Raw genomic sequence first — 24,987 nt, forward strand, 5'->3', positions numbered from 1 at the left:
TGTTGGTGGCCAAAAATAATGGAAGTGCTCACCCGGCAAGGTTTGATGTTGGTGGCCAAAAATAATGGCAGTGCTCACCCGGCAGAATCTGGTGGACAAAAATAATAGCAACGAGCTCAGTCACGCTTTCTTGACTGGGACTGGTGGAGAAAAACTGTGAGTGAACGGCTATTTATTCGCTTAGGCAGAACAGCAGAGCAAGCGTGCTCTTGGCTCGTTTGGTCGGAGCAAGAACAGGAAATTATCGCCTCTGGCGAGCTCGCCAATGCCCAAGGTTTGTCGACCTTAACCGAGCGTGCGGGCAATCGTCCCGTCGATGTGTTAGTGCCCGCCGCGGCAATGACGCTCACTAGCGTGCATTTGCCAGAAAAAGGTCAACGCCAAGCCTTGAAAGCCTTGCCTTTTATGCTCGAAGAAGCCTTAGCCGATGATGTCGATGCCATGCATTTTACTGTTGGTCCACGTGACGGTGACGCCTTAAGTGTGGTCGCTGTGGCCCATGAGCAAATGCAGACTTGGCTGAGTTGTTTGACCGAAGCGGGTTTAAAAGTGAAGCGCATTGTGCCTGACTGTTTAGCCTTGCCATTGCAAGAGTGCCAATGGGCGGCAATGAATTTTGGCAATGAGCTATTGCTGCGTACCGGATTAGCTTCGGGCCAGAGCTTACCTCTGCCTTGGTTGCCAATTGCGTTAGAACAACTTAAGCCAGTGCAAGGTGAGGTCTCAGTTGCCAGTTATACCGAGCTGCAACTCGAGGGGGTCGAGCTTAAGCCGCAGTCACTTGAGCTACCTATGTTAGTGTTGGCCCGCGGTATTTTGCATGCGCCAGTGAACTTACTGAGCGGCGTTTACACGCCGAAGCGTGAATACAGCAAACAGTTGATGATGTGGAAAAGTGCGGCCATCGTTATTGCCATCGCGTGCGTGCTGGCCTTAGTGAATAAAGGGCTGACTATACATCAAGTCAATGGTCAGGTTGCCGATCTTAAAGCCCAGAGTGAATCCATTTATCAGCAAGTGATCCCGGGAAATTCGCGTATTGTTAACCTACGTTCGCAGATGGAAAGTCAGTTACGTGCATTGCAGGGACAGGGTAGTGGTGCCGAGTTTTTTGCCATGCTCGATGGTTTACAGGATGCCTTTAAGCAAGTGCCTGAACTTAAACCTAATAGCTTAAGATTCGAAAGCGCTCGTAATGAGATCCGCATGCAAGTGAGTGCGAAAAATTACGCGCAGATCGAGAAGTTTAAAGAGATTGTCGGTCGTCGTTTTCAACTCGATGGCGGCACTATGAATAGTGGTGAAGAGCAAGTCACCAGCACCTTAACCTTGAGGAGCAAATAAGATGGATAATTTGCGGACTTGGTGGCAAGGGCTCGCATCGCGCGAGCAGCAGTTAGTAGGCTTTTGCTCGGTATTTTTAGTCATTGGTATTTTTTATTGGGGTGTTTGGACGCCGATTGCCAATGCTGAAGCCGATGCATTACGTAACCTCAATGCACAGCAACAGACGTTGAACTATGTAAAACAAACGGCGAATAAAATAGCGAGTTTGAAGCAGAACGGTGCTAAGCCAACGACGTCGGGCAGTTTAAGCTCAGTGGTTAACCAAACTGCGGGCAATTATGGGTTAGTGATTACTCGCATGCAGCCCCAAGGCGATAAGATCCAAGTGTGGATGGACGATGTTCCTTTTGATGCCTTGTTAGGTTATTTGAGTGAGTTAGTGCAGAAGAAAGGACTTTCGCTCGAAAGTGTTGATTTGGCTGAGGCCGATGTACCTGGCTATGTCAAAGTGAGACGTATCCAATTAGCGCAATAAATTAAGGTGTAGCTGTGAGTTTGATAAAAAAAGTCATCATAGGCGTACTGATTTATTTAATATTTTTAGTCGTTCTATTCCCCGCTAAGATTGCGATAGCGTTAGCCCCATTGCCCGCGAATATCAGTGTTTCGGGTGTGAGTGGCAGTATTTGGTCTGGCAGCATAGAAACCTTAAGTATGCCGCAGCGCCAGGTAGAGCAAGTGCGTTGGGATCTGAGTCCTTGGGCGCTATTTTTAGGTAAAGTGAAAGTTGATTTTCAAGTGGGCAGCCGCGCAACACCTGTCAGTGCTAAGGGATTAATTTCTTGGTCTATGGGAGGCTTAAGTGCGCAGGGGTTACGTTTCGAAGCGCCGGATAGCTTTTTACTCGGCAATGCAAAACTGCCCTTTAAAACCGAAATATCCGGTGAAGTCAGCCTATTAGTCGAGACGTTAGAGCAAGGTAAGCCTTGGTGTGAACAGTTGTCTGGTAAGCTGTTTTTGAATCAAACCAATGTTAAGAATCAGTTTGGTAACTATCCTCTAGGTAATATTGAACTCGGACTGAGTTGTGTCGAAGGCAAAGCGCAATTGGCCACAGATGAAACCAAGAACCAGCTTGGTATTGTTGGTACCTTACAGTTAGATGAAGGCAATATGGTGAAGGTTGAGGCTAAGATTAAAGAAACGGCAGAGCAACCAGAAGATATGCGTGAGTCGCTGAATATTTTAGGTAAGCGTGGTGCGGATGGTTATTTCCCTGTGGTATATCAGGGGCGGATCCCTGGGTTATAGGCTGTTTTAGATGAGCACTTAAACTTAATGTGAGTGCTCAGATGTGAAGGCCGTAATGCGAGAGTTGCGATTAAACGTTCGATCCTAAAACAACGCGATGAATAGAAACGAAGGCACCTTAGGTGCCTTTTTTATGGCTTTTTTATCGTGTTAGATCAGTCAGTAGTGAGTGATAGTCGGTAATCGCGGGAAAATCGTGAAAGACTTTGATTGGTTTTTTACTGTCTGGGTTAGCAATCCCCAATTGATGGCCCACTCCAGCAAGTTTAGCGGCTTTGAGTATGGGTTCGCTATCGTCGATAAAGAGACAGCGACTTGGTTCAAGGTTGAATTGTTTAAACAAGGTCAGCCAAAATTGTGGGTGTTCCTTAGGGTAACCTGTCTCGTGGCTAGAAATCATGTCATCGAGCCCTGCTGCTAGCTCAGTATGTTCAAGCTTTAGGGCAAGACTCTTGGGATGCGCATTGGTCACTAGGATGCGCCGTTTACCTGCAGAGGCTAAGGCCGCTAAAAATGGCATGCTGTCTTGGCGCAGTTGAATACGATCCACTAAAGTGCGGTGCAAGCCCATAATGTCGAGCTGCAGTTGCTCCTGCCAATAATCGAGACAGTACCAATCGAGCGTGCCTACGACTTTCTCATAGGCGTTCACAACTAATTGCTGCGCTTCGTTGTGGCTCACACCTTGCTGTCGACTCAATTCCTGCGGTACTAAATTCAGCCAAAAATGATTGTCGAAGTGCAAATCCAATAGGGTGCCATCCATATCGAGCAGAACCGTATCGATAGTCTTCCAGTTAAACATGGGTATTTCCTATTTTTGCAAAACTGAATCACGCTTAGCATTGATTGTTGCACTGCGTAATACTCAGTGATGACGATGATTCGAGTCACTTGTATGCTTAAATCTTTGTGCTAGTCTTGGATGATTAATTATTTTTAGTCTGAAAATTAAGCGGTTGGATATGGATATCTGTTCTTTTGCCCTATTAGCTCAAGTTTTAAACCCCCTTAGTTTACAGCAAGAGTTGAATGCTTTGCTGCAACAAGACTGGTTACCCCATGTAAATCAGCGTGATTATATGGGTGGTTGGGATGTTCTCGTCTTACGCTGTGCAGCAGAGTATCGCGGTGCTCATCCTATCTTGCAAGCCTTCTCAATTTCTACCGGTCAGCACTGGCAAGATTTGCCTCAACTCGAATCGAGCCCTGCGTTATGCCATTTTCTACAATCTTTAGCCTGCCCAGTGAAATCCGTGCGTTTGATGCGCTTACATGCGGGGGCAGAAATCAAACCTCATAGAGATCAAGGACTCTGCCTAGAACAAGGCGAAGCAAGACTGCATTTGCCACTGCAAACGAATGAGCAACTCAACTTTTACGTGGACGATAAACGTGTACCCATGCAGGCCGGAGAGCTTTGGTATATCAATGCCGACCAAGTCCATTGGGTTGAAAATAAAGGGCAGGATGCGCGGATCAATTTAGTGATTGATTGCGAGGTCAATACTTGGTTAAGGGAGTTAATCGATGCTGCAAAGATCAGAGCTTGAATTAGGGCATAGTTTGGATGTAGCTGTATTAACTCAGTTTGCTAATGCGCTACTGCTGTCAACTTCAGCGGGGGAGTCTAAACGGCTCATTGATCCCATGCTGAAGCAGTTATGCCAAATAGCGGCAGTGGAGTTACACCCCGAGTCTTTTTTGGATACTGAGGCGAGCCATACGCCTTTTGGTAAGGCGGTGTCACTCACTACCGCGGCGCAGTGTGCCGAAGATCCCGAGCGGGGCCGAGTCTTTATACAAGGGATTTATCAAGCAATACAAGATCGTCTAAAGGCTCATCCCGGGCAGATTGTGAACATCTTATATGCGGGGACTGGGCCTTTTGCTTGGTTATTATTACCTCTGCTGCCGTTATTTTCTGCGAGTCAAATTCAAGTGACCTTGCTCGACATTCATCAAGCCTCGTTAGATAAAGTTACCAAGCTTATTGAACACTTTGATTTAGCTGATCGTATGGTGGAGAGTGTCTGTGCGGATGCCACGCTTTGGCAGCCAAATACAGTCGTAAAGTTTGATGTGATTCTTTCCGAAACCATGAAGCACTTGTTGCAACAGGAGCCGCAAGTGCAAATTTTTACCCATTTACAGGCGTATCTTGCCGATGATGGTGTGCTCATCCCGCAAAACATTGAGTTAGACGCTTGGCTCGAGTGCCGTACTGTGCAGGACTTTGTGGAGACGCATTATTTAGGGCCGTTATTCGCGCTCAACCTACAAACAGCACGCTTGCTTGCCAGTGGAGACCGCAGTTTCTTGGCTGGTACATTACTATTGCCCGATTTTAGTCTGAGTGCAGTAACGCTTAAGTTTACTACTAGCATTCAAGTTTATGGTGAATCGAAGTTGAGCGAAAACCAATCTCAACTCACGTTACCTCGATATCGACGCGAGCATTGGCTTAAGCCTCTTTCATGCCTTGCTTTTCGATATGAGCAGGGTACTCATCCCGATTTTGTGTTTGATGTTATAGAGCAAAAACCTGTGCTTGTGTCGAGTGACGATCTGAGCTGCTTAGGCATTTATCATTTGCAGCGGCTTTGGCAAAAGATACAGCTACGCAAACGGGGAGTGCCATTCACTGAACAGGCTAATGAATGGCACTTAGATAAAACCTTGCTGGATCTTTGTGGAATAGGGCTAGAGCCGGGTCTAAGAGCTTTATATCAAAACGATCATCAGTCAGCTTTTGTTGCCTACATTCAGCAAATAGCCAAGCTAACAGCCGCGGATATTGCAGGGATTAATCAGCAATTAGGCGCTATTTCCTATGGATTAACGCCATCGGTCACAGTACCAGAAGTCGAAGACTTCAATTCAGCGGAGGTTGAAGACTCAAATCCGGCTGCAGTCCTCAGCGAGTCACAACTCAATTTTTGGCAAAGTGAAGGCTACTTAGTGATCCCGCAAGTACTCACGGCAGAGCAATCCGCCGCAACTCGAGATTTTATTTGGCAGCAGTTAGGAGCCAATGAACAAGATCCCACCACTTGGTATCAACCTCATGAGTTTATGCAGAAAATCATGCTGCAACTGTTTCGCCATCCGCAACTGGACGCGAATCGACAAGTCCCCAAAATCCGTCAAGTGTTTGAACAGTTGTGGCAGCGAACTGATTTAGTCATAACAACCGATAGAGTCAGCTTTAATCCACCTGAAACGCCAACTTGGCATTTCCCCGGTCCGGATATGCACTGGGATATGCCGCTACAGCTCCCCGTTAAGTTTGCGACGCAAGGGTTAATTTATTTAACCGATACCAGTGCGGAACAAGGCGCATTCTGTTGTGTCCCCGGATTTCATCTCAAGATAGAGGAGTGGCTTCTCGAACAGAACAAGTCTGATATTGAGCTTCAGCAACAGGATTGGTATCGCTGGCAAGTAAAACCTATAGCGGCTAAAGCGGGAGATTTAATTATTTGGCACCATGCCTTGCCCCATGGCGCCAGTCCTAATCGTGGGACGTTACCGCGTATGGTGCAATACATTAACTTTTACCCTATGGCTTCCTAATGGTTGATTTTAAAGAACAACAGCAACGCTATTGGTTGTTAGTTCATAATCCAACCGCCCTGAGGGAGCTTGGCAAGGTTATGACTCTCACCAACTTTTGCCAATATTTGCGGCTTTTTTGGCACTTACCAGACTGTGGCGATGATACGTTACTGGCCATCTTGCATACTGGTAATCGACAAAGGATAGAGCCGGATTATTCACTCTTCTGCCAGTTTTGGGCGCCAGCAGACTATGACCCTAAACGCAGAGTATTAGAGTGGATGTCCGCCGCAGAAAAACCGATTCATCCTTTCTACTCGGAGCATATTTCTGCCGTGCTGGGTCAGTTATTGTCCGCCTTGATTAAACCCCAAACTGCTCTGTTACCTGCGCCAAATCTTTCTGGGCTAGTAGAACAAGTGCAGCCTGCCGGATTTATATTTCACCTCTCTCGCTGTGGATCTACCTTAGTGTCGCGCAGTTTTGCGGGGTTATCTAAATGCAGGGTGTTATCTGAATCGCCTTTGCTGACTCAAGTGCTATTGGATAGGAACCTATCAGACACTGAAAGACGCGCAGCTTTAATATTTTGCATTAACACCCAAGGTCAGTTGTTTCATCCTGAACAGCATTTGTTGATTAAATGGAATGCGTGGGATTTGCAGTTTTGGCCATTGATCCTATCACTTTATCCTCAAGTTCCCGTGTTATTGCTACTTAGGGACCCCGTCGAGATCTTAGCCTCACAGCAAAAGTCTGCTGGATATCATATGGTGCGACAACCGTCTCGACCTTTATTCCGTGAATTATCAGTACCAGAGGAGGGGGAGTCGATACTGGATTATCAATGTAAGGTATTGCGCTTGTTATTGGGTTATGGGTTAGAGATGAGTCAGCGTAACCAAGTGATGGTCGTGGATTATCAGGAGTTGTTACCCGCGATAGCGAATAAAATCGCAAACTGGTTTTCGTTGGCTCTCTCTAAAGAAGAGTGCAGCCAAGTCGAACAATGTCAGTTAATACACTCTAAAACAGCCACGCAACCCTTTGTTGCAGATTCACAATCTAAACAAAGTTTTTTTACGGCTAAGCAAAAAGAACAGATCCACCGTTATTGCAACTGGTCTAATATTCACCTTTTTGAAACTAAAAGTTAACATGTATCTTGTATTTTAGAGTGACGTAAACTAGCTTTAGCCAATGGTGTATCTTTAAAAAAATATCAGGAAGTTAACGTTTTTATTCTAGGGATGGAAAATGCAACCATGTACTTCCAAGTCGTTAGCCTTTTTTATTCTGCGAACGCATTTCCCTGAGTCACTCTTTAAACCTGTCATTCGATTGGCCGAGTTTTTTGTCCGTTAACCTCGAGATGCCACGACGAATTAAAGAACTATAAAGCGCTGTTAGAGTTACTTATTACAGGGAATGTATTTGATGGTAGAAGACATCGTATTACCTAAAGCCTATTCATTGCGTTATGCGTATAAAAATGACGATGCTTTTGTATTTGCACTATTTTGTTCTGCAAGGACGGAATTGTCTCTATTACCGCTTCCCCCACAGCAACGAGAGCTGTTAGTACAACAACAATACCGCTTACAGCAAGCGAGTTACGCTGCCCAATACCCTCAAGCGGTGACTCTAATCATTGAATATCAATCAATTTCTATTGGCAAAATCATACTTAATCCCTCTGTTAACTGTGTCCATATCGTCGACTTTGTCATCGCACCGCAATTTCGTGACTATGGTTATGGTTCAGTCATTTTGGACTCGGTAAAAGCCTATGCCCAAGCAAAAGAGGCGAGTGTGAGTCTGAGTGTTGATCGACAAAATATGCGTGCGAAACAGCTATACCTTCGCTTGGGTTTCTTTCCTTTTGAAATTTCGCCTACTCAAGAGTGGCTATCGTGGCCATCACCATAGGTAATGTTGTTTCGGGGTAGAGGAAAGCTTGTGCAATCAACCTGATGACGTTTAGACAGGTTTACTTTTATTAAGGAGTCATGGATGTCTGATTTTTTTCTCGGAGAAATTAAGCTTCTCCCCTACAACTGGGCACCTAAGTATTGGACTTTGTGTGCTGGGCAATTATTGCCAATCAACACCAACCAAGCGCTTTTTTCACTCTTGGGTACTACTTATGGTGGTGATGGAGTCACTACCTTTGCGTTGCCTGATTTGCGTGGCCGCGTACCAGTTCACTCTAATGTTAGTGCAGGTTTGCCTCAGGGCAGTAAGGCGGGTGTTGAAAATGTAACCCTAGTATTTAACAACCTGCCAGTACACAATCACCTTGTGATGGCCAGTTCTACTGCCGGCGATACCACGTTGCTTGCAGACAATAATATTGCCGCCGCCAAAAATGCAGCAGGTGAGGTCAATTTGTATGGGTCCGCTGCAGGTTTACAAGCGTTGGACCCTGCAACTGTATCCAGTACCGGCGGCAATCAAGCCCATGAAAATTGCCAGCCGTCGCTGGTGTTGAGTTATTGCATTGCCACTCAAGGCATTTACCCTTCACGTAACTAGAGGAGAATCACTATGGATCCTTATATCGGTGATATCCGTCTTTTTGCGGGTAGTTTTGCACCTAGAGGTTGGATGTTGTGCGCTGGTCAGCTATTAAGTATTAGTGAGCAAAGCACTCTTTTCGCAATTATCGGAACCACTTATGGTGGTGATGGGGTAACAACATTTCAATTGCCGGATTTGCGCGGTCGCCTTCCGGTTGGGCAGGGTAATGGCCTTGGTCTGACTCCCCGTGTTATCGGTCAGCAGTTTGGTGTTGAATCCGTTACCTTATTAACGCCGCAAATACCTTCACACAGCCATAGTTTGTCGGCGAGCACAGCAAGTTCCTCCACATCACCTAACCCTATGGGTAATGTCTTTGCCCACAGCAATACCGATAATATTTATGCTCCTTTGCCATCTAGCGGTGCCGATCCCCAAGTTATGAATGCACTCAGTGTGCAAGCCTCAGGGGGAACACAACCACACAATAACATCATGCCTACCACAGCGATAAATTACATCATATGTATTGAAGGCATTTTCCCATCGCGTAATTAAGGAGCGAAATTATGGATCCATTTATAGGTGAAATCCGTTTGTTGCCATTCAGCTTCGCTCCCCACAATTGGGCGCTGTGTAATGGCCAAATATTGTCAATCGCAAGTAATACCGCGTTGTTTTCAATTATCGGAATTACTTATGGTGGCAATGGTACAACCACGTTCCAATTGCCTAATTTGCAGGGGCAGACCGTAGTTGGTGTAGGTCAGGGCCCCGGGCTGAGAACCTGGGATTGGGGCGAACAGTTTGGTGAAAATGGGGTGACGCTGATCTCCACTGAAATGCCAGCACACAACCACACGCTGACCGGTTTGAATAATCAGGGGACTTTGCCTTCTCCGGCAGCGAATACCTATCTGGCCAAGGATATTCGTGGTGGCAGTGGTATCGTCAACTATATGCAGACCGCACCGGGTACATTAAATACCGCTATGGCAACACAGACTTTAGGTATAAGTGGTGGTGGTCTACCCCATGAAAACCGTCAGCCATTTATCGCTCTGAATTATTGCATTGCCCTTTACGGCGTTTTTCCGGCACGCAATTAATTGATGAATGATCCCCGGCATGTTTGTCGGGAAGTTTTTTATAAATATTTTTAATTAGTAAGTCACATTGATGCCAAACAAATTACATTTTATTTCAGGTTTACCGCGTGCAGGCTCGACGTTGCTTGCAGGTATACTCCGGCAAAATCCACGCTTTCATGCGGCTATGAGTAGCCCTGTAGCAGGGCTTGTTAATGGCGCCCTCGAACAAATGGGGGCTGGTAGTGAGTCCTATTCATTTTTCGATGAACATAAACGTAAGGTCATTTGTCGGGCATTAATTGATGCTTATTACCAAGATAAAAACCATCCGGTGATTTTCGACACTAATCGTCACTGGACTGCTCGTTTGCACCAATTGGTAGAGTTGGTTGATGATTTTAAAGTGATTTGTTGTGTGCGTAATCCGGCTTGGATTATGGATAGTTTTGAAGTGATTTACCGTAAAAACCCTTTTGATTACAGCCGTATGTTCAATTCGGCCTCGCGCCAGACTGTGTATAGCCGCTGCGAGTCATTAATCAATGCTGGTGGCGCGGTTGGAAGTGCATGGACGGCACTAAAGGAAGCCTATTACGGCGAGTTTTCTGATCGCTTGCTATTAGTGGATTATGATCTGCTTACCCAGCATCCGGCACGCACGCTGGAGTTAATCTATCGTTTTATTGGCGAACCGCAATTCGAACACGATTTTAATAATGTCGACTATGCTGAAAATGAGTTTGACCACAATCTTGGGGTCAAAGGTTTGCATAGCGTTAAGCGGAAAGTGGAATACAAAAGTAGGCGCAGTATTTTACCGCCTGACTTATTTATGAAGTATCAAGAAATGGACTTCTGGCTGGATAGTACTGGCACTGCAGCCAATATTATTGCAAGTAAAAAACCTGTAGCACCTAACGCAAAAAATGAAGGTAATCACTTATCATGAGACACGCACTGCTTAGTGGGCTTTCCTCGCTGTTATTACCATTCGGACTCTATGGTGCTGGTGCTATTGCAGCGCCGAGTTATCAGCGATCCTATTTGAGTTCATCGATAAGTGCATCGACCGATCTATTATTGCGTTCAGACACCTCTTTACCACAGGATCTAATTGATTTATCTGGCGATCAACTGGATATCCAGAGTGCACATCCGGTGCGTGAGCTGGTGATTGTTGATGGCGCAGTGGCTGAAGCTGATAAATTGGTATTGCGTCGGGCCCTTAAACATAGTGTTCAATTGGTAGAGTTAGATTCTTCTATCGCTGGATTACCGCAATTAATTAATGTACTTGATGGTCACAAAAATCTCGCTGCTATTCATGTGGTTTCCCACGCACAAGCTGGTGTGATACTGCTAGGCAATTCACGTATTACCCCAGAGACAATCCAGCAAGAAGTGCAGGCATTTGCTGCGCTAAAAGGCGCGGTGCGTGAAGGTGGCGATTTATTATTTTATGGTTGTGATCTGGCCGCGAATGAAAGCGGTGAAGCGCTGCTGGATATCATCAGCAATAACACGGGTTTGGATATTGCCGCCTCCAATAATTTAACCGGTAATGCCGAATTACAAGGCGACTGGGATTTAGAAGTTACCCGCGGAAATATTGAATCTACTTTGGCGTTTTCTGAGAAGGCGTTAAGGGATTTTTCGGGTGTGCTAGCGCCATTTACCGGAACAATTAATTTTAGCCAAACCAAAAACGCCGGGGACTATTACGGGAATGCAACTGTTAATGCTGAAGTATGGGCCACTGGCACTTCGGGATATTTTCTCATCATCGATGGAGCAACCCGGGCCACTGAACTTTATACCGGCTTGGGTTCCACTGGGCAGGCAGCTTTTACGCTGAATACCGAAAATTCGGTTACATTACGCTTTAATAATAATGAACCGTTTTCGCCGCAATCATTAAAGGTAGCCAATATCGCTGGCGGAGGCGGCACTACCCATTCCTTTACTTTTACCAGCAATAAAGGCAGTTTTTCGCAAAACGTTGTCAATGGAACTCCGGCAACCATCGATCTAACGTCCTTTGGTGCCAATGTTACTTATGTAACCATTTCGTCCACTTTGGTATATGCCTGGCTGGATAATTTTTCTGTTGTAGGCGTTGGTGTAACTGTGGATGAAAATCCACCGGTATTCCAAAACAGTACACCCGCTGTCGGCAGTCAAACCCTGAGTGGCGCCACCTTGTCAGCTGATCTTGATGAGGAAGGTACCGTCTACTACGTAGTGGTAGCCGATGGCGCAGGCGCACCGAGTGCCGCCCAGGTAGTTGCCGGGCAAAATAGCAGTGGCGCGGCTGCGCTCGTCAGTGGCAATTTCACGACCACTGCCACCACTGGCAGCGAAGCTTTCAGCGGTTTATCCTCCGGTACCAACTATGATCTTTATGTTGTTGCGCAAGACGATGAAGGCACTCCCAATGTTCAAGCTTCAGCCACCCTGGTGAACTTCACCACCCAAGGCACTGACGCCGACGCCACCCTCACCGCCGCAGGCGGGGTTGCTGAGCCTGTCGGGCTGGCAACCACCATTGATTCGGTCGGCGAAGCTGTGGATGTTTTTGACTTCACCATCAGCGACGGTGGCACCTCTGATGGTCTTGCGACCACAGTGTCTCAAATTGTTGTCAACGTTAGTGGCACCAGTACCGACGCCGAACGCAGTAAAATTACCTGGCGCCTGAACGGGCCGGATGCCAGCAATGTGACCGGTACTTACAACGCTGGTGCAGATACTATTACCTTCTCTGGCCTGACTATGTCCGTTGCTGACGGGGGCAATGAAACTTACACGGTTAATGCCTACTACAACGACAATACGACGCTCACAGAAGATCACACTATTATTTTGAGTGTGGATGGCGATACCAACCTCACGGTCGGTGGCAGCGGTACGCAAATGGCAAGCGGGCAGAGTGCTGTCACCAATGGCAGCGGCACAACCCTTGATGTGGTCGCTAGCCAGCTAGTCTTTACCACCCAGCCTGCTGGTTCTGTTTCCGGCGCGGCATTGACGACCCAACCTGTCATTGTGGCGCGTGATGCGTTCGGCAATACCGATGTGGACTTCGCCGAAACCCTTACCTTGACCGAGTCCAGTGCGGGAAGCTTAACCAACGCTACTCAAGCGGCGACCGCGGGTGTGGCGACATTTAGCAACCTGACTTATACCGCCACCGCCGATCAGCAAGCATTCACTCTGACCGCGAATGATCAGGATGGCGTTGGTTCAAATTTGCCGACTGTTGATGCCAATTCTGTAACCTCAGATGTAGTAGCCACCCAATTGGTATTCGATACTCAACCTGCACCTACTAGCGTCATTAGCGGTCAGAACACTGCTTTCTCTACTGTGCCAATCGTATCGGCACGCGATGCAAACAGCATTGTGGACACGGGTTATGCTACAGGTATTACCTTGGCGGAAGTTAACGGTGCGGGCAGCGCGACGATCACGGGGACGGGAGATACCGATAGTAATGGTGCCACAGTGTCTATCACTCCCAGCAGTGGCGTATCCACTTTTACCAGTATGCAAATTACCTACACCAATTCTGGCGCGGGTAGTGAAGCTTTCAATTTGCGCGCATCTTCTGGTGGTTTAACCACGGCAGATAGCAGTCAATTAACGGCGTCAACCACGCCGACAGTAACCGATGGCAATATCAGCATTTCAGGGGGGACAGGGTCTGGGGGAGCCTTCAAAATTGGCGATACCGTCACTGTGACTTGGAATAATACCGCTGGCGGCAATAATAATGCCGGAATCACAGGTGTGACTGTCGATTTCTCGCAATTTGGTGGTGGCGCCGCTGTGGCTGCGACGGATAGCAGCGGAACCTGGACGGCAACTTATACTCTCACTTCTGGTACGATTGATGCATCCAGTCGTAATGTCAGCGTGACCGCAACCAATGCCCAAGGGGACATTACTACTGCTGACACAACCAATGCCGTTGTGGATAACGTTGTGCCAGTTGTCACAGATAACCGTCTTAGCATCAGCGGTGCCACTGGTACCGGAGGTGCCTATAAAATTGGCGATACAGTAACCGCCAGTTGGAATAATACTGCGGGTGGCGATAACAACACAGACACTATCAGCAGTGCTACTGTGGACTTTTCTGCATTTGGTGGCGGTGCTGCGGTGGCGGCGAGCAATAGTAGCAGTACTTGGACAGCAACCTACACTATTACCTCAGGTGCTATTGATGCCACAAACCGCAATATCAGTCTTACTGCGATTGATAACGCGGGCAACACTACAACAACTGCAGACACCAGCAACGCGACAGTCGATAGTATTGCGCCATTGGTATCCGATGTGTATATCGGCATTTCCGGCGGCACTGGTACTGCGGGCGCTTATATCGCTGGCGATACGGTCACGGCTACCTGGAATAACACCGCTGGTGGTGATAACAACAACGACACCATGAATGCTGTGACTGTTGACTTCTCCCAGTTTGGCGGCGGGGCAGCTGTCACGGCAACCAATAACAGCGGTACTTGGACGGCGACTTATACCTTGGTTGCCGGTGCCATTAATGCATCGAGTCGTAATGTGTCGATCACGGCGACGGATAATGCGGGCAATAGCAAAACCCAGGCTGATAGCAGTAATGCCACAGTGGATAATGTGGTGCCAGCGGTAACCAGTGTCAGCGTTCCGGCTAATGCGACTTATATTACCGGGCAATCCCTCGATTTTACCGTCAATACCAGCGAAGCTATTACTGTTGGTGGCACGCCGCGTATTGCATTGACGCTCGGTGCATCCACTGTGTATGCCAGTTATCTTGCCGGTACTGGCAGCAGCGCATTGACTTTCCGCTATACAGTGCAAAGTGGCGATCTCGATACCGATGGGATAGCGATCGCGGGATCGATAGAAGCCAATGGTGGCACCTTAAAAGAGAGTTCTGGTAATAGCTTGAGCTCAACCTTAAATGCAGTCGGTAGTACCTCGTCCGTCTTAGTGGATGCGATAGCGCCTACTGTGAGTAGCGTCGCGGTCCCTGCGGGTGATACTTATGTGGTTGGAGAAACCTTGAGTTTTACGGTGAGCAGCACTGAAAATGTGACTGTTAATACGGTCGGTGGTACGCCGCGTATCGTCTTGACTATTGGCGGAATAACCCGTTATGCCCCATATATCAGTGGCTCCGGAACCTCCAATTTAGTCTTTAGTTATACAGTGCAGTCTGGTGATAACGATACCGATGGTATTGGCTTGGCATCTAGCGTTGATGCCAACGGGGGAACCTTGCTTGACGGTGCGGGTAATAATTTAGCGCTTACGCTTAACTCGGTTGGTTCTACTACCGCGATTCTCGTGGATACAGCCACGCCAACAGTACAGAGTTTTAACCCCTTAGATGGCGATGTTGGGGTGGCAGTTGGTGCCAATTTTGTGCTGACCATGAATGAAAGTATTCAACTCGGTAGCGATAATATCGTTATTTACAACACCGACGATGTGCCCGTAGCGACGATTGATGTGGGTTCACCTGCTGGACAGTTAACGATAACGGCGGGTGTGTTGACTATTAACCCAACCGCTAATCTAGTGGAAAATACCAGTTATTACATTCAAATCGCCAATGGGGCTATTACTGACTTGGCGGGTAACCTTTACGCTGGGATTAGCAATAAAACCGATTGGAACTTTACCGTTGCCGATGTTACACCGCCGGTGGTGACTGGGATTGTCGTAACGGGATCACCCGTAGTGAATGCTGCTAGCCTAGTGTTTACTGTGAGTTTTGATGAGGTAGCGAGCAATCTATCTGCCGATGATTTTGTGCTCACGGCAACAGGCTCGGCAAGTGGCAGTATTGCCAGAGTTTCTGCGGCATCTGGCACAAGTGTTGATGTGACTGTGAATACTGTGAGCGGCACTGGTAACCTGAGACTCGATGTCAAGGCGAATTCCAATATCCAAGATGCTTCCGGTAATGGCGATGGAACCAATGGCTATACCGCCGCTTATACTGGTGGCACAAGTCATGCGGTCGATCGCGATGCGCCTTTGACTCCCTCTGTTCCAGATTTAGCTATGGCCTCCGATTCCGGGATCAGCAGCACAGACAATGTAACCAACGATACCACTCCGACACTCACAGGCAACGCTGAGGCGAATAGTACTGTGACGCTCACGAGCAGCATCGATGGTGTATTGGGTACAACAACTGCAGATGGTTCTGGAAATTGGTCGTTTACCACGCCGCTATTAACCAGTAATTCCGCGCATAACATTACGGCCACTGCGACCGATGTTGCGGGCAATACTGGCGCAGTGTCAACGGCACTTGCGCTTACGCTCGATACACAAATTCCCTCGATAACCAGCTCGGCCCCTGCAGGAGGTGCCGCGGCGGATGCCAGTGTGATATTCAACCTCGCCTTTAGCGAATCTGTGAATAGTCTGACGACGGATGATTTTGCTCTGGCGAGCACAGGCACTGCATCTGGTACTATTTCGAGCCTTTCCGCTAGCTCTGGAACGGGTGTTGCCGTCACTGTTAATGGCATATCGGGTACGGGTAGTCTGAAGGTTGGCCACACAACGAGTGATATTGTTGATGATGCGGGTAATGAACTCGGTGCCTATAGTGCCGGCACTGCACACTCTGTCGATACGGATGCACCAACTATTTCGGGTGTCAGTTTTGACCAGACGTCGGTGACTCAGGCAAATCAAAGTGCGATTAGCCTGACCTTAGTAAGTGCGGAGGTGGGAACCAGCGCGAATTACACTATTACTGGCAGTTCAGGCACGCCTGTTACAGGATCTATTGCGGTCGCAAGTGCGTCACAACAGATCGTCAATATAGACGTGAGCGGCTTAGGGGATGGCACTCTGACAGTGAGCCTTACCCTGACCGATGCGGCGGGTAATGTTTCTAGTCCCGCAGTGACCGATACCATATCGAAGGATGCTGTAATTCCCGCAGTGAATGTGGTTAATGTTAACGATGGCCATTATGGGGTCGGCAGTGCTATTGATATCACTCTTACTCTGACCGAGGATGTGACGGTTTCTGGCACACTTTCTACGCTGTCGCTCGATATCGATGGTGTGGCTCGTCAGGCTGTGTTTGTGTCTGCGGCGAGTGGTGTGCTGACCTATAGATATACAGTCCAAGCGGGTGATAACACGGGGGCGAGTGGTTTAATTGTCGATGCCAATGGCATAGTACTTAATGGCGACACTATGCGAGATGCGGGCAGTAACGATGCTGACTTAAGCTACAGCCAGTGGAACAGTGTCAATGTGATTGTTGATACGACGGCTCCCGTCGATCCAGTGGTAACTACACCTGCTGGCGCCATCAGTACCAATCAGGCAACGACATTGATCAGCGGTACGCACGCTGAAGATGGGGTGACAATCAGCCTCTATGCCGATATGAACAATGATGGTGCTGCCGATAATGCGACTGTGTTGGATGATACTATTGTGGTGACGGGCGCTTGGACCCTGAGCGCCGGATTATCGACGGACAGTGACAATAATTTTGTCGTGGTTGCCAGCGATGCAGCGAGTAATGTTTCTGCCCCTCAGAATGTCCCTACTATTACTCAAGACGCCACTGTACCTGTCGCACCTTCTGCGCCTGATCTCGATGCGGCAAGTGATTCAGGTGTGAGTTCAACGGATAATATCACCAAGAATACGACGCTCGTACTGACGGGCACTGCAGAGGCCGGCGCCAGTGTTGTTCTTAGCAGCCATCTTGATGGTGAGCTTGGTACAGTCAATGCGGATGGGAGTGGTAACTGGAGTGTCAACGCGACGAGCATGAGCCCTGGAACCCATAACATCACAGCAGTTGCGACTGATATTGCAGGAAATAGCAGTGTTGCATCGAGCGCCCTTTCTGTGACTATTGATACGAGTGCACCCACTTCCTCGGCAATTGCTCATCAAAACATTCAACCTGGCGAGAGCTCATCTACGCTCGCATTTACTATTGCCGATGATGTAACCGCTGCAACGGATATCCTAGTAACGCCAGCGAGTTCTGATACCACTGTGGTCCCACTGGCGGATGTTGTATTAGCAGGAAGCAATGCCGACAGAAGTGTGACTGTGACTGCGCTTGGCTCGGGTACCAGTACCATCACCCTTACGCTCGAAGATGGTGCGGGTAATACTAGTACTCAAACCTTCGAGGTTGTGGTGAATAGTGTACCCACTATTTTAGGGACACCTGCGACCAATGTAGCTCAAGGTACACTTTATAACTTCATGCCCACCGCCGCAGACGCGGACGGTAATAGTTTAGTTTTTGATATTACGAATCGACCTTCGTGGGCGAGCTTTAATACAGCGACGGGGGCATTGAGCGGTACGCCGAGCAATGTAGATGTTGGTATGACGACGGCAATTGTGATCAGTGTGAGTGATGGAGTGCTCAGTGCGAGTCTGCCTGCTTTCAATCTCACAGTGACAAACGTCAACGATGCGCCAACGATTAGTTCGACGGCGGTGACGGCAGCAACCCAAGATGCCGCTTACAGCTACAGCTTGACTGCAACTGACTCTGATACTGGCGACAGCTTAACCTTGAGCGCAGTGACCAAACCAAGCTGGTTGAGTTTCAACGCGGCGACAGGGTTACTCAGTGGCACGCCGAGTAATGCGGATGTGGGCAGTCATGCTGTCACCTTACGTGTGACGGACACGGATGGCTTAACGGCTGAGCAAAGCTTTAGTATCACGGTCACCAACGTCAACGATGCGCCGACGATTAGTTCGACGGCGGTGACGGCAGCAACCCAAGATGCCGCTTACAGCTACAGCTTGACTGCAACTGACTCTGATACTGGCGACAGCTTAACCTTGAGCGCAGTGACCAAACCAAGCTGGTTGAGTTTCAACGCGGCGACAGGGTTACTCAGTGGCACGCCGAGCAATGCGGATGTGGGCAGTCATGCTGTCACTTTACGTGTGACGGACACGGATGGCTTAACGGCTGAGCAAAGCTTTAGTATCACAGTAACGAACGTTAACGATGCGCCGACGATTAGTTCGACGGCGATGACGGCGGCAACCCAAGATGCGGCGTACAGCTACAACTTAGTGGCCAGCGACTCTGATACTGGCGACAGCTTAACCTTGAGCGCAGTGACCAAACCGAGCTGGTTGAGTTTCAACGCGGCGACAGGGTTACTCAGTGGCACGCCAAGCAATGCGGATGTGGGCAGTCATGCTGTCACCTTACGTGTGACGGACACGGATGGCTTAACGGCTGAGCAAAGCTTTAGTATCACGGTCACCAACGTCAACGATGCGCCAACGATTAGTTCGACGGCGGTGACGGCAGCCACTCAAGATGCGGCGTACAGCTACAGCTTGACTGCAACTGACTCCGATACAGGCGACAGCTTAACCTTGAGCGCAGTGACCAAACCAAGCTGGTTGAGTTTCAACGCGGCGACAGGGTTACTCAGTGGCACGCCGAGTAATGCGGATGTGGGCAGTCATGCTGTCACCTTACGTGTGACGGACACGGATGGCTTAACGGCTGAGCAAAGCTTTAGTATCACGGTCACCAACGTCAACGATGCGCCGACGATTAGTTCGACGGCGATGACGGCGGCAACCCAAGATGCGGCGTACAGCTACAACTTAGTGGCCAGCGACTCTGATACTGGCGACAGCTTAACCTTGAGCGCAGTGACCAAACCAAGCTGGTTGAGTTTCAACGCGGCGACAGGGTTACTCAGTGGCACGCCGAGCAATGCGGATGTGGGCAGTCATGCTGTCACTTTACGTGTGACGGACACGGATGGCTTAACGGCTGAGCAAAGCTTTAGTATCACAGTAACGAACGTTAACGATGCGCCGACGATTAGTTCGACGGCGATGACGGCGGCAACCCAAGATGCGGCGTACAGCTACAACTTAGTGGCCAGCGACTCTGATACTGGCGACAGCTTAACCTTGAGCGCAGTGACCAAACCGAGCTGGTTGAGTTTCAACGCGGCGACAGGGTTACTCAGTGGCACGCCAAGCAATGCGGATGTGGGCAGTCATGCAGTGTTACTGCGAGTGACGGACGCTGACGGATTAACAGCAGATCAATCGTTTAGTATTACAGTCACTAATAGCAACGACGCACCTATCATCACTTCAACAGCAACTACGGCCGCTGTGCAAGACGCTGTTTACAGCTATACCTTTGCCGCTACAGATGTCGATGTGGACGACGTACTGACATTTAGTGCGGTGACCAAACCGAGCTGGTTAAGTTTCAACGCGGCGACGGGTTTACTCAGTGGCACGCCAAGCAATGCGGATGTGGGCAGTCATGCTGTTACCTTACGAGTGACGGACACGGATGGCTTAACGGCTGAGCAAAGCTTTAGTATCACAGTGACTAACGTCAACGATGCGCCAACGATTAGTTCGACGGCGATAACGGCAGCCATTCAAGATGCGGCGTACAGCTACAGCTTGACTGCAACTGACTCCGATACCGGCGACAGCTTAACGCTGAGCGCAGTGACCAAACCGAGCTGGTTAAGTTTCAACGCGGCGACGGGTTTACTCAGTGGTACGCCGAGCAATGCGGATGTGGGCAGTCATGCTGTCACCTTACGTGTGACGGACACGGATGGCTTAACGGCTGAGCAAAGCTTTAGTATCACGGTCACCAACGTCAACGATGCGCCAACGATTAGTTCGACGGCGGTGACGGCAGCCACTCAAGATGCGGCGTACAGCTACAGCTTGACTGCAACTGACTCCGATACAGGCGACAGCTTAACGCTGAGCGCAGTGACTAAACCGAGTTGGTTGAGTTTCAACGCGGCGACGGGTTTACTCAGTGGCACGCCAAGCAATGCGGATGTGGGCAGTCATGCTGTTACCTTACGAGTGACGGACACGGATGGCTTAACGGCTGAGCAAAGCTTTAGTATCACAGTGACTAACGTCAACGATGCGCCAACGATTAGTTCGACGGCGATAACGGCAGCCATTCAAGATGCGGCGTACAGCTACAGCTTGACTGCAACTGACTCCGATACCGGCGACAGCTTAACGCTGAGCGCAGTGACCAAACCGAGCTGGTTAAGTTTCAACGCGGCGACGGGTTTACTCAGTGGTACGCCGAGCAATGCGGATGTGGGCAGTCATGCTGTCACCTTACGTGTGACGGACACGGATGGCTTAACGGCTGAGCAAAGCTTTAGTATCACGGTCACCAACGTCAACGATGCGCCAACGATTAGTTCGACGGCGGTGACGGCAGCCACTCAAGATGCGGCGTACAGCTACAGCTTGACTGCAACTGACTCCGATACAGGCGACAGCTTAACGCTGAGCGCAGTGACTAAACCGAGTTGGTTGAGTTTCAACGCGGCGACGGGTTTACTCAGTGGCACGCCAAGCAATGCGGATGTGGGCAGTCATGCTGTTACTTTACGAGTGACGGACACGGATGGCTTAACGGCTGAGCAAAGCTTTAGTATCACAGTGACTAACGTCAACGATGCGCCAACGATTAGTTCGACGGCGATAACGGCAGCCATTCAAGATGCGGCGTACAGCTACAGCTTGACTGCAACTGACTCCGATACCGGCGACAGCTTAACGCTGAGCGCAGTGACCAAACCGAGCTGGTTAAGTTTCAACGCGGCGACGGGTTTACTCAGTGGTACGCCGAGCAATGCGGATGTGGGCAGTCATGCTGTCACTTTACGAGTGACGGACACGGATGGCTTAACGGCTGAGCAGTCCTTTAGCATTACAGTGACTAACGTTAACGATGCGCCTGTTGCGACGAGTGCAAGTGTGACCTTAGAGGAAGATAGCTCTGTGATGATCACGCTTACTGGGGAGGATGCAGATAGTGATCCTCTTGCCTATGAAGTGGTGAGCCAACCTGAATCGGGCACTTTGGAGCAGCATGGAACTGTGTGGTTATACACACCGGAGAAAGATTTCAACGGTGCAGATCAGATAAGCTTTATTGCTAAGGATGCTGAACTGAGTTCTGAGCCTGCAACTATCACCATGAATGTCACGCCAGTGAATGATGACCCACAAGCTGTAGATGATAATTACACTCTAGCCAGCACCGCGGATGATAAATACACACTAGCTGCGCTAGAGAATGATGTTGATGTGGACGGTGATACTTTGACTATCGATGGCGCGGCAGCAGACATCGGTAGTGTGCAGATTACTGCTGATGGACTCATATTTACTGCCCCTGCAGCTTATGTTGGTCCGGTCGCACTTCGTTATACCATTAGTGATGGTCAGAAAGGGCGCGCAAGTGCAAAAGTCAACTTACTGGTAGAAGGTGGGGAGGCTGACAATTTACCTGTTATTACTGTACCTAGTGATGTTGAGGTTAATGCAACAGGCTTGTTCACTCGGGTGGATCTAGGGTTTGCGAAGGCCGTCGATCGTAATGGTCATCCACTGCCCGTTTCTTTGGTCGATAAGCGTTTATTCTTTGCCCCTGGTAGTTATCTTGCTTACTGGCAAGCCGTAGATCGTGATGGCAACAAAGCGACTAAAGCTCAGAAAGTAAAAGTGCATCCATTAATTTCCTTGAGTAAAGATCAAGTCGTGGGTGAGGGTAATGAGGTTGTTGTTAGTATTCACTTAAACGGTGTCGCGCCTGAGTATCCAATATCAGTTCCTTATACGGTTGCAGGTTCCGCGGACAGCAATGATCATGACTTAGTCGATGCGGTAGTGGAGATTACTTCAGGTACATTGGCCCATATTCACTTTAGAACCATAGAGGATGGGGAAGTTGAGGCTGAAGAAGATGTGTTGATCAGCCTAGATCCAAGTTTGAATTTAGGCAGTAAGAAGCAAACACAAGTGTCGATCACTGAGGCTAACATTGCCCCGAGTGTGACTCTTGAGGTGACTCAAGCGGGTGAACGTCAGTTGATCGTGGCACAAAATGGTGGCGAGGTTCATATTCATGCGCAGATTAGCGATGCCAACATGAACGATACTTTGACATCTGTATGGTCGAGTGGCGCGCTGAACTTGCAGTCCGATGATGCGGGGATGTTCTTCTTGCCGACAGAGGTCTTGCCGGGCATTTATCCTGTGAGCCTGACTGTGACGGATAGCGGCTTACCCGCGCTGTCTACCACGGAGAAAGTTTATATTGTTGTGCGCCCATCTTTGCCACCTCTGACAGGGACTGATACCGACGGTGATTTGATCCCTGATAACCAAGAGGGATTTACCGATACAGACCGCGATGGCATTCCAGATTACTTGGATGCAATCAATGATTGTAACGTGATGCCTGAAGGTGAGTTACAGCCTGTGTACTTCTTGGCAGAGGGGCAAGCGGGCGTGTGCTTACGCTTAGGTAATATTGCACTGATGCAAGAGCAAAGTGGTATTCAACTATTACCTAATCTGGTTCCTGAAGACAGTATCGCGGCCAATGTGGGGGGGATTTTTGACTTCATTGCTACAGGACTACCGCAACAAGGGCAGAGTTACAGTCTGGTGATACCACAACGTTCGCCAGTTCCTGCCAATGCGGTATATCGTAAGTATCAAGCCCAAAATGGTTGGAAGGATTTTGTGATTGATGCACGTAATAGTGTCGCGAGTAGTGAAGGTGAGCGTGGTTTCTGCCCTCCTCCTGGAGATAATCGTTGGACTTCAGGATTAACTGAAGGCCATTGGTGTGTTCAGTTAACCATAGAAGATGGCGGGCCAAACGATGACGATGGCGTCGCTAACCGAACCATTGTCGACCCAAGTGGTGTGTCAGTGATACTCAATGGTAACCATTTACCTGTGGCGAACCCAGATACGGCATCTTTACCTTGGAATCAGAGTCTCGATGTCGATGTGCTCGCCAATGATACGGATAGCGATGGTGATGCCTTGACGGTAACACAAGTCACCAGCGAGTTCGGAACTGTAGTTATCTTGGCTAATCAGCAGTTAAGTTACACGCCAGCAACCGATTTCATCGGTACAGATGTGCTGGTGTATAGCATTACTGATGGTAAAGGTGGTACTGCGAGTAGTGAGTTGACTGTGATTGTTAATGGCAATACGGCACCTACGACAGTGAATGATAGTGCTGCCATAGATGACAGAACGAGCTTGTTACTCGATGTGTTGAGTAATGACAGCGATCCCGACGGCAACGTTTTAACCTTAGTCAGCGCAACCGCGCAGCAAGGAACGGTTTCTGTTGAGTCTAATAAACTACGTTATATCCCTAAAACTGGATTTGATGGAGTAGATACTGTGAGTTATCAGATTAGTGATGGATTGGGCGGCGAAGCAACTGGGCAAGCGTTAATCACAGTTAAGGCATACCAAGATGTGGTGATAGATAACAAGTCGGGTGGAGGCAGTATGTCCTTATGGGCATTAGGTTTGATTCTTACAATGGGGTTAATTCGCCGTAAGGAATTACATAAATTAGTCTTGGGCGCTGTGTTGCTCGCAGGCTCCGTTAATCAAGCAAATGCGGCTGATAACTGGTATGTCGAGGGATTTGTCGGGCAAGCTCAGGTTGATAGCAGCAGGCGAGATCTACAGCCACAAGCGGGGACAGGCTTTGTAACATCGGTTGATGATAAAGATACTGCTTTGGGTGTGAGTATCGGTTATCAATGGACTCCCTTTGTTGCCATCGAATTAGGCTATGCCGACTTTGGTAATGGGACTGCGAGGATTGAGGGCGCAAGTCTCACCCCTGAGCAATATCATGAGCAGGTCAAAGCCGTAACGCCAGTACTGGCCGATGGTGTCATGCTGGGATTACGTTTCACTTTACTCCAACATGAAGCTTGGCGGTTTGAAGTACCCATCGGGTTGTTTAGGTGGCAAGCGGATATCAGTAGCACTATGGGCAATAGCCGTTTAACTACAGAGCTTGATGGTACAGATTGGTATGCGGGCGTGCGTTTTAGCTATCAATTTACTGAGTCATGGTCTGTAGGTTTGGGATATCAATATGTGGATATCGAGCCTAATGATTTCCTCAGTTACCAGCTCAATCTACGATATCAATTTTAAGCGTTAGCATATTAAAAGGGGCATTCGCCCCTTTTTACTATCCAATAAAAACATCATATTTGAGAATATTTTGAAGGTGTTCACTTAAGGCTGGGCTGGGTTTGTGATGCATATCGCAAAGGATTTGTGGCTTACCATTAGGAGCATGTAATAAATTCAGGTTGTA

Annotated in this window: 13 protein-coding genes; 12 read left to right on the forward strand and 1 reads right to left on the reverse strand. The window is 48.6% G+C overall.

All coding sequences use genetic code 11. From position 1 onward, the window contains the following. Positions 1-156 precede the first annotated feature (156 nt). The 3 genes from gspL to CKQ84_RS09055 are packed head-to-tail and all read left to right on the forward strand — an operon-like array spanning position 157 to position 2,598. Positions 157-1,344 (forward strand): type II secretion system protein GspL, encoded by a 1,188-nt coding sequence (gene gspL / locus CKQ84_RS09045; RefSeq protein WP_105251001.1) that lies wholly within the window; start codon positions 157-159, stop codon positions 1,342-1,344. Position 1,345: 1 nt separating this feature from the next. Beyond that, positions 1,346-1,822 (forward strand): type II secretion system protein M, encoded by a 477-nt coding sequence (locus CKQ84_RS09050; RefSeq protein WP_105251002.1) that lies wholly within the window; start codon positions 1,346-1,348, stop codon positions 1,820-1,822. A 14-nt stretch (positions 1,823-1,836) separates the two neighbouring features. Further along, positions 1,837-2,598: a type II secretion system protein N gene (locus CKQ84_RS09055; protein WP_105251003.1), complete on the forward strand. Its 762-nt coding sequence runs from the start codon at positions 1,837-1,839 to the stop codon at positions 2,596-2,598. Positions 2,599-2,740: 142 nt separating this feature from the next. Here the strand turns inward: CKQ84_RS09055 and yrfG are convergent, their stop codons facing one another. Next, a complete protein-coding gene (gene yrfG / locus CKQ84_RS09060) occupies positions 2,741-3,403 on the reverse strand; it encodes a GMP/IMP nucleotidase (RefSeq protein WP_105251004.1) in 663 nt (220 codons plus the stop codon). Positions 3,404-3,563: 160 nt separating this feature from the next. Between yrfG and CKQ84_RS09065 the strand changes: the two genes are divergently transcribed. The 9 genes from CKQ84_RS09065 to CKQ84_RS09105 all read left to right on the forward strand — a co-directional run bounded on the left by CKQ84_RS09065 (position 3,564) and on the right by CKQ84_RS09105 (position 24,821). Beyond that, entirely contained in the window at positions 3,564-4,151 is a 588-nt protein-coding gene (locus CKQ84_RS09065) for an aspartyl/asparaginyl beta-hydroxylase domain-containing protein (protein WP_173913169.1), read from the forward strand. Then, positions 4,129-6,174, forward strand: a complete 2,046-nt coding sequence (locus tag CKQ84_RS09070; protein WP_105251006.1) for a phytanoyl-CoA dioxygenase family protein — start codon at positions 4,129-4,131, stop codon at positions 6,172-6,174. The genes CKQ84_RS09065 and CKQ84_RS09070 overlap by 23 nt, the downstream gene beginning before the upstream one ends. Next, positions 6,174-7,313 (forward strand): sulfotransferase family protein, encoded by a 1,140-nt coding sequence (locus CKQ84_RS09075; RefSeq protein ID WP_105251007.1) that lies wholly within the window; start codon positions 6,174-6,176, stop codon positions 7,311-7,313. Before CKQ84_RS09070 ends, CKQ84_RS09075 begins: the two co-directional genes overlap by 1 nt. A 280-nt stretch (positions 7,314-7,593) precedes the next feature. Next, positions 7,594-8,085 carry a GNAT family N-acetyltransferase gene (locus tag CKQ84_RS09080; RefSeq protein ID WP_158683034.1) on the forward strand — a complete coding sequence of 164 codons (492 nt, stop codon included), beginning with the start codon at positions 7,594-7,596 and terminating at the stop codon, positions 8,083-8,085. An 84-nt stretch (positions 8,086-8,169) separates the two neighbouring features. Further along, positions 8,170-8,691: a phage tail protein gene (locus tag CKQ84_RS09085; protein ID WP_105251009.1), complete on the forward strand. Its 522-nt coding sequence runs from the start codon at positions 8,170-8,172 to the stop codon at positions 8,689-8,691. A gap of 12 nt (positions 8,692-8,703) precedes the next feature. Continuing rightward, positions 8,704-9,234, forward strand: a complete 531-nt coding sequence (locus CKQ84_RS09090) for a phage tail protein (RefSeq protein ID WP_105251010.1) — start codon at positions 8,704-8,706, stop codon at positions 9,232-9,234. 11 nt (positions 9,235-9,245) lie between these two features. After that, a complete protein-coding gene (locus CKQ84_RS09095) occupies positions 9,246-9,785 on the forward strand; it encodes a phage tail protein (protein ID WP_105251011.1) in 540 nt (179 codons plus the stop codon). 70 nt (positions 9,786-9,855) lie between these two features. Then, positions 9,856-10,716 (forward strand): sulfotransferase, encoded by an 861-nt coding sequence (locus tag CKQ84_RS09100; protein ID WP_105251012.1) that lies wholly within the window; start codon positions 9,856-9,858, stop codon positions 10,714-10,716. Then, entirely contained in the window at positions 10,713-24,821 is a 14,109-nt protein-coding gene (locus CKQ84_RS09105) for a putative Ig domain-containing protein (protein WP_105251013.1), read from the forward strand. Before CKQ84_RS09100 ends, CKQ84_RS09105 begins: the two co-directional genes overlap by 4 nt. Positions 24,822-24,987: the final 166 nt, after the last annotated feature.

This window comes from Shewanella sp. WE21, assembly GCF_002966515.1.
GTDB classification, from domain to species: Bacteria; Pseudomonadota; Gammaproteobacteria; order Enterobacterales; family Shewanellaceae; genus Shewanella; species Shewanella oncorhynchi.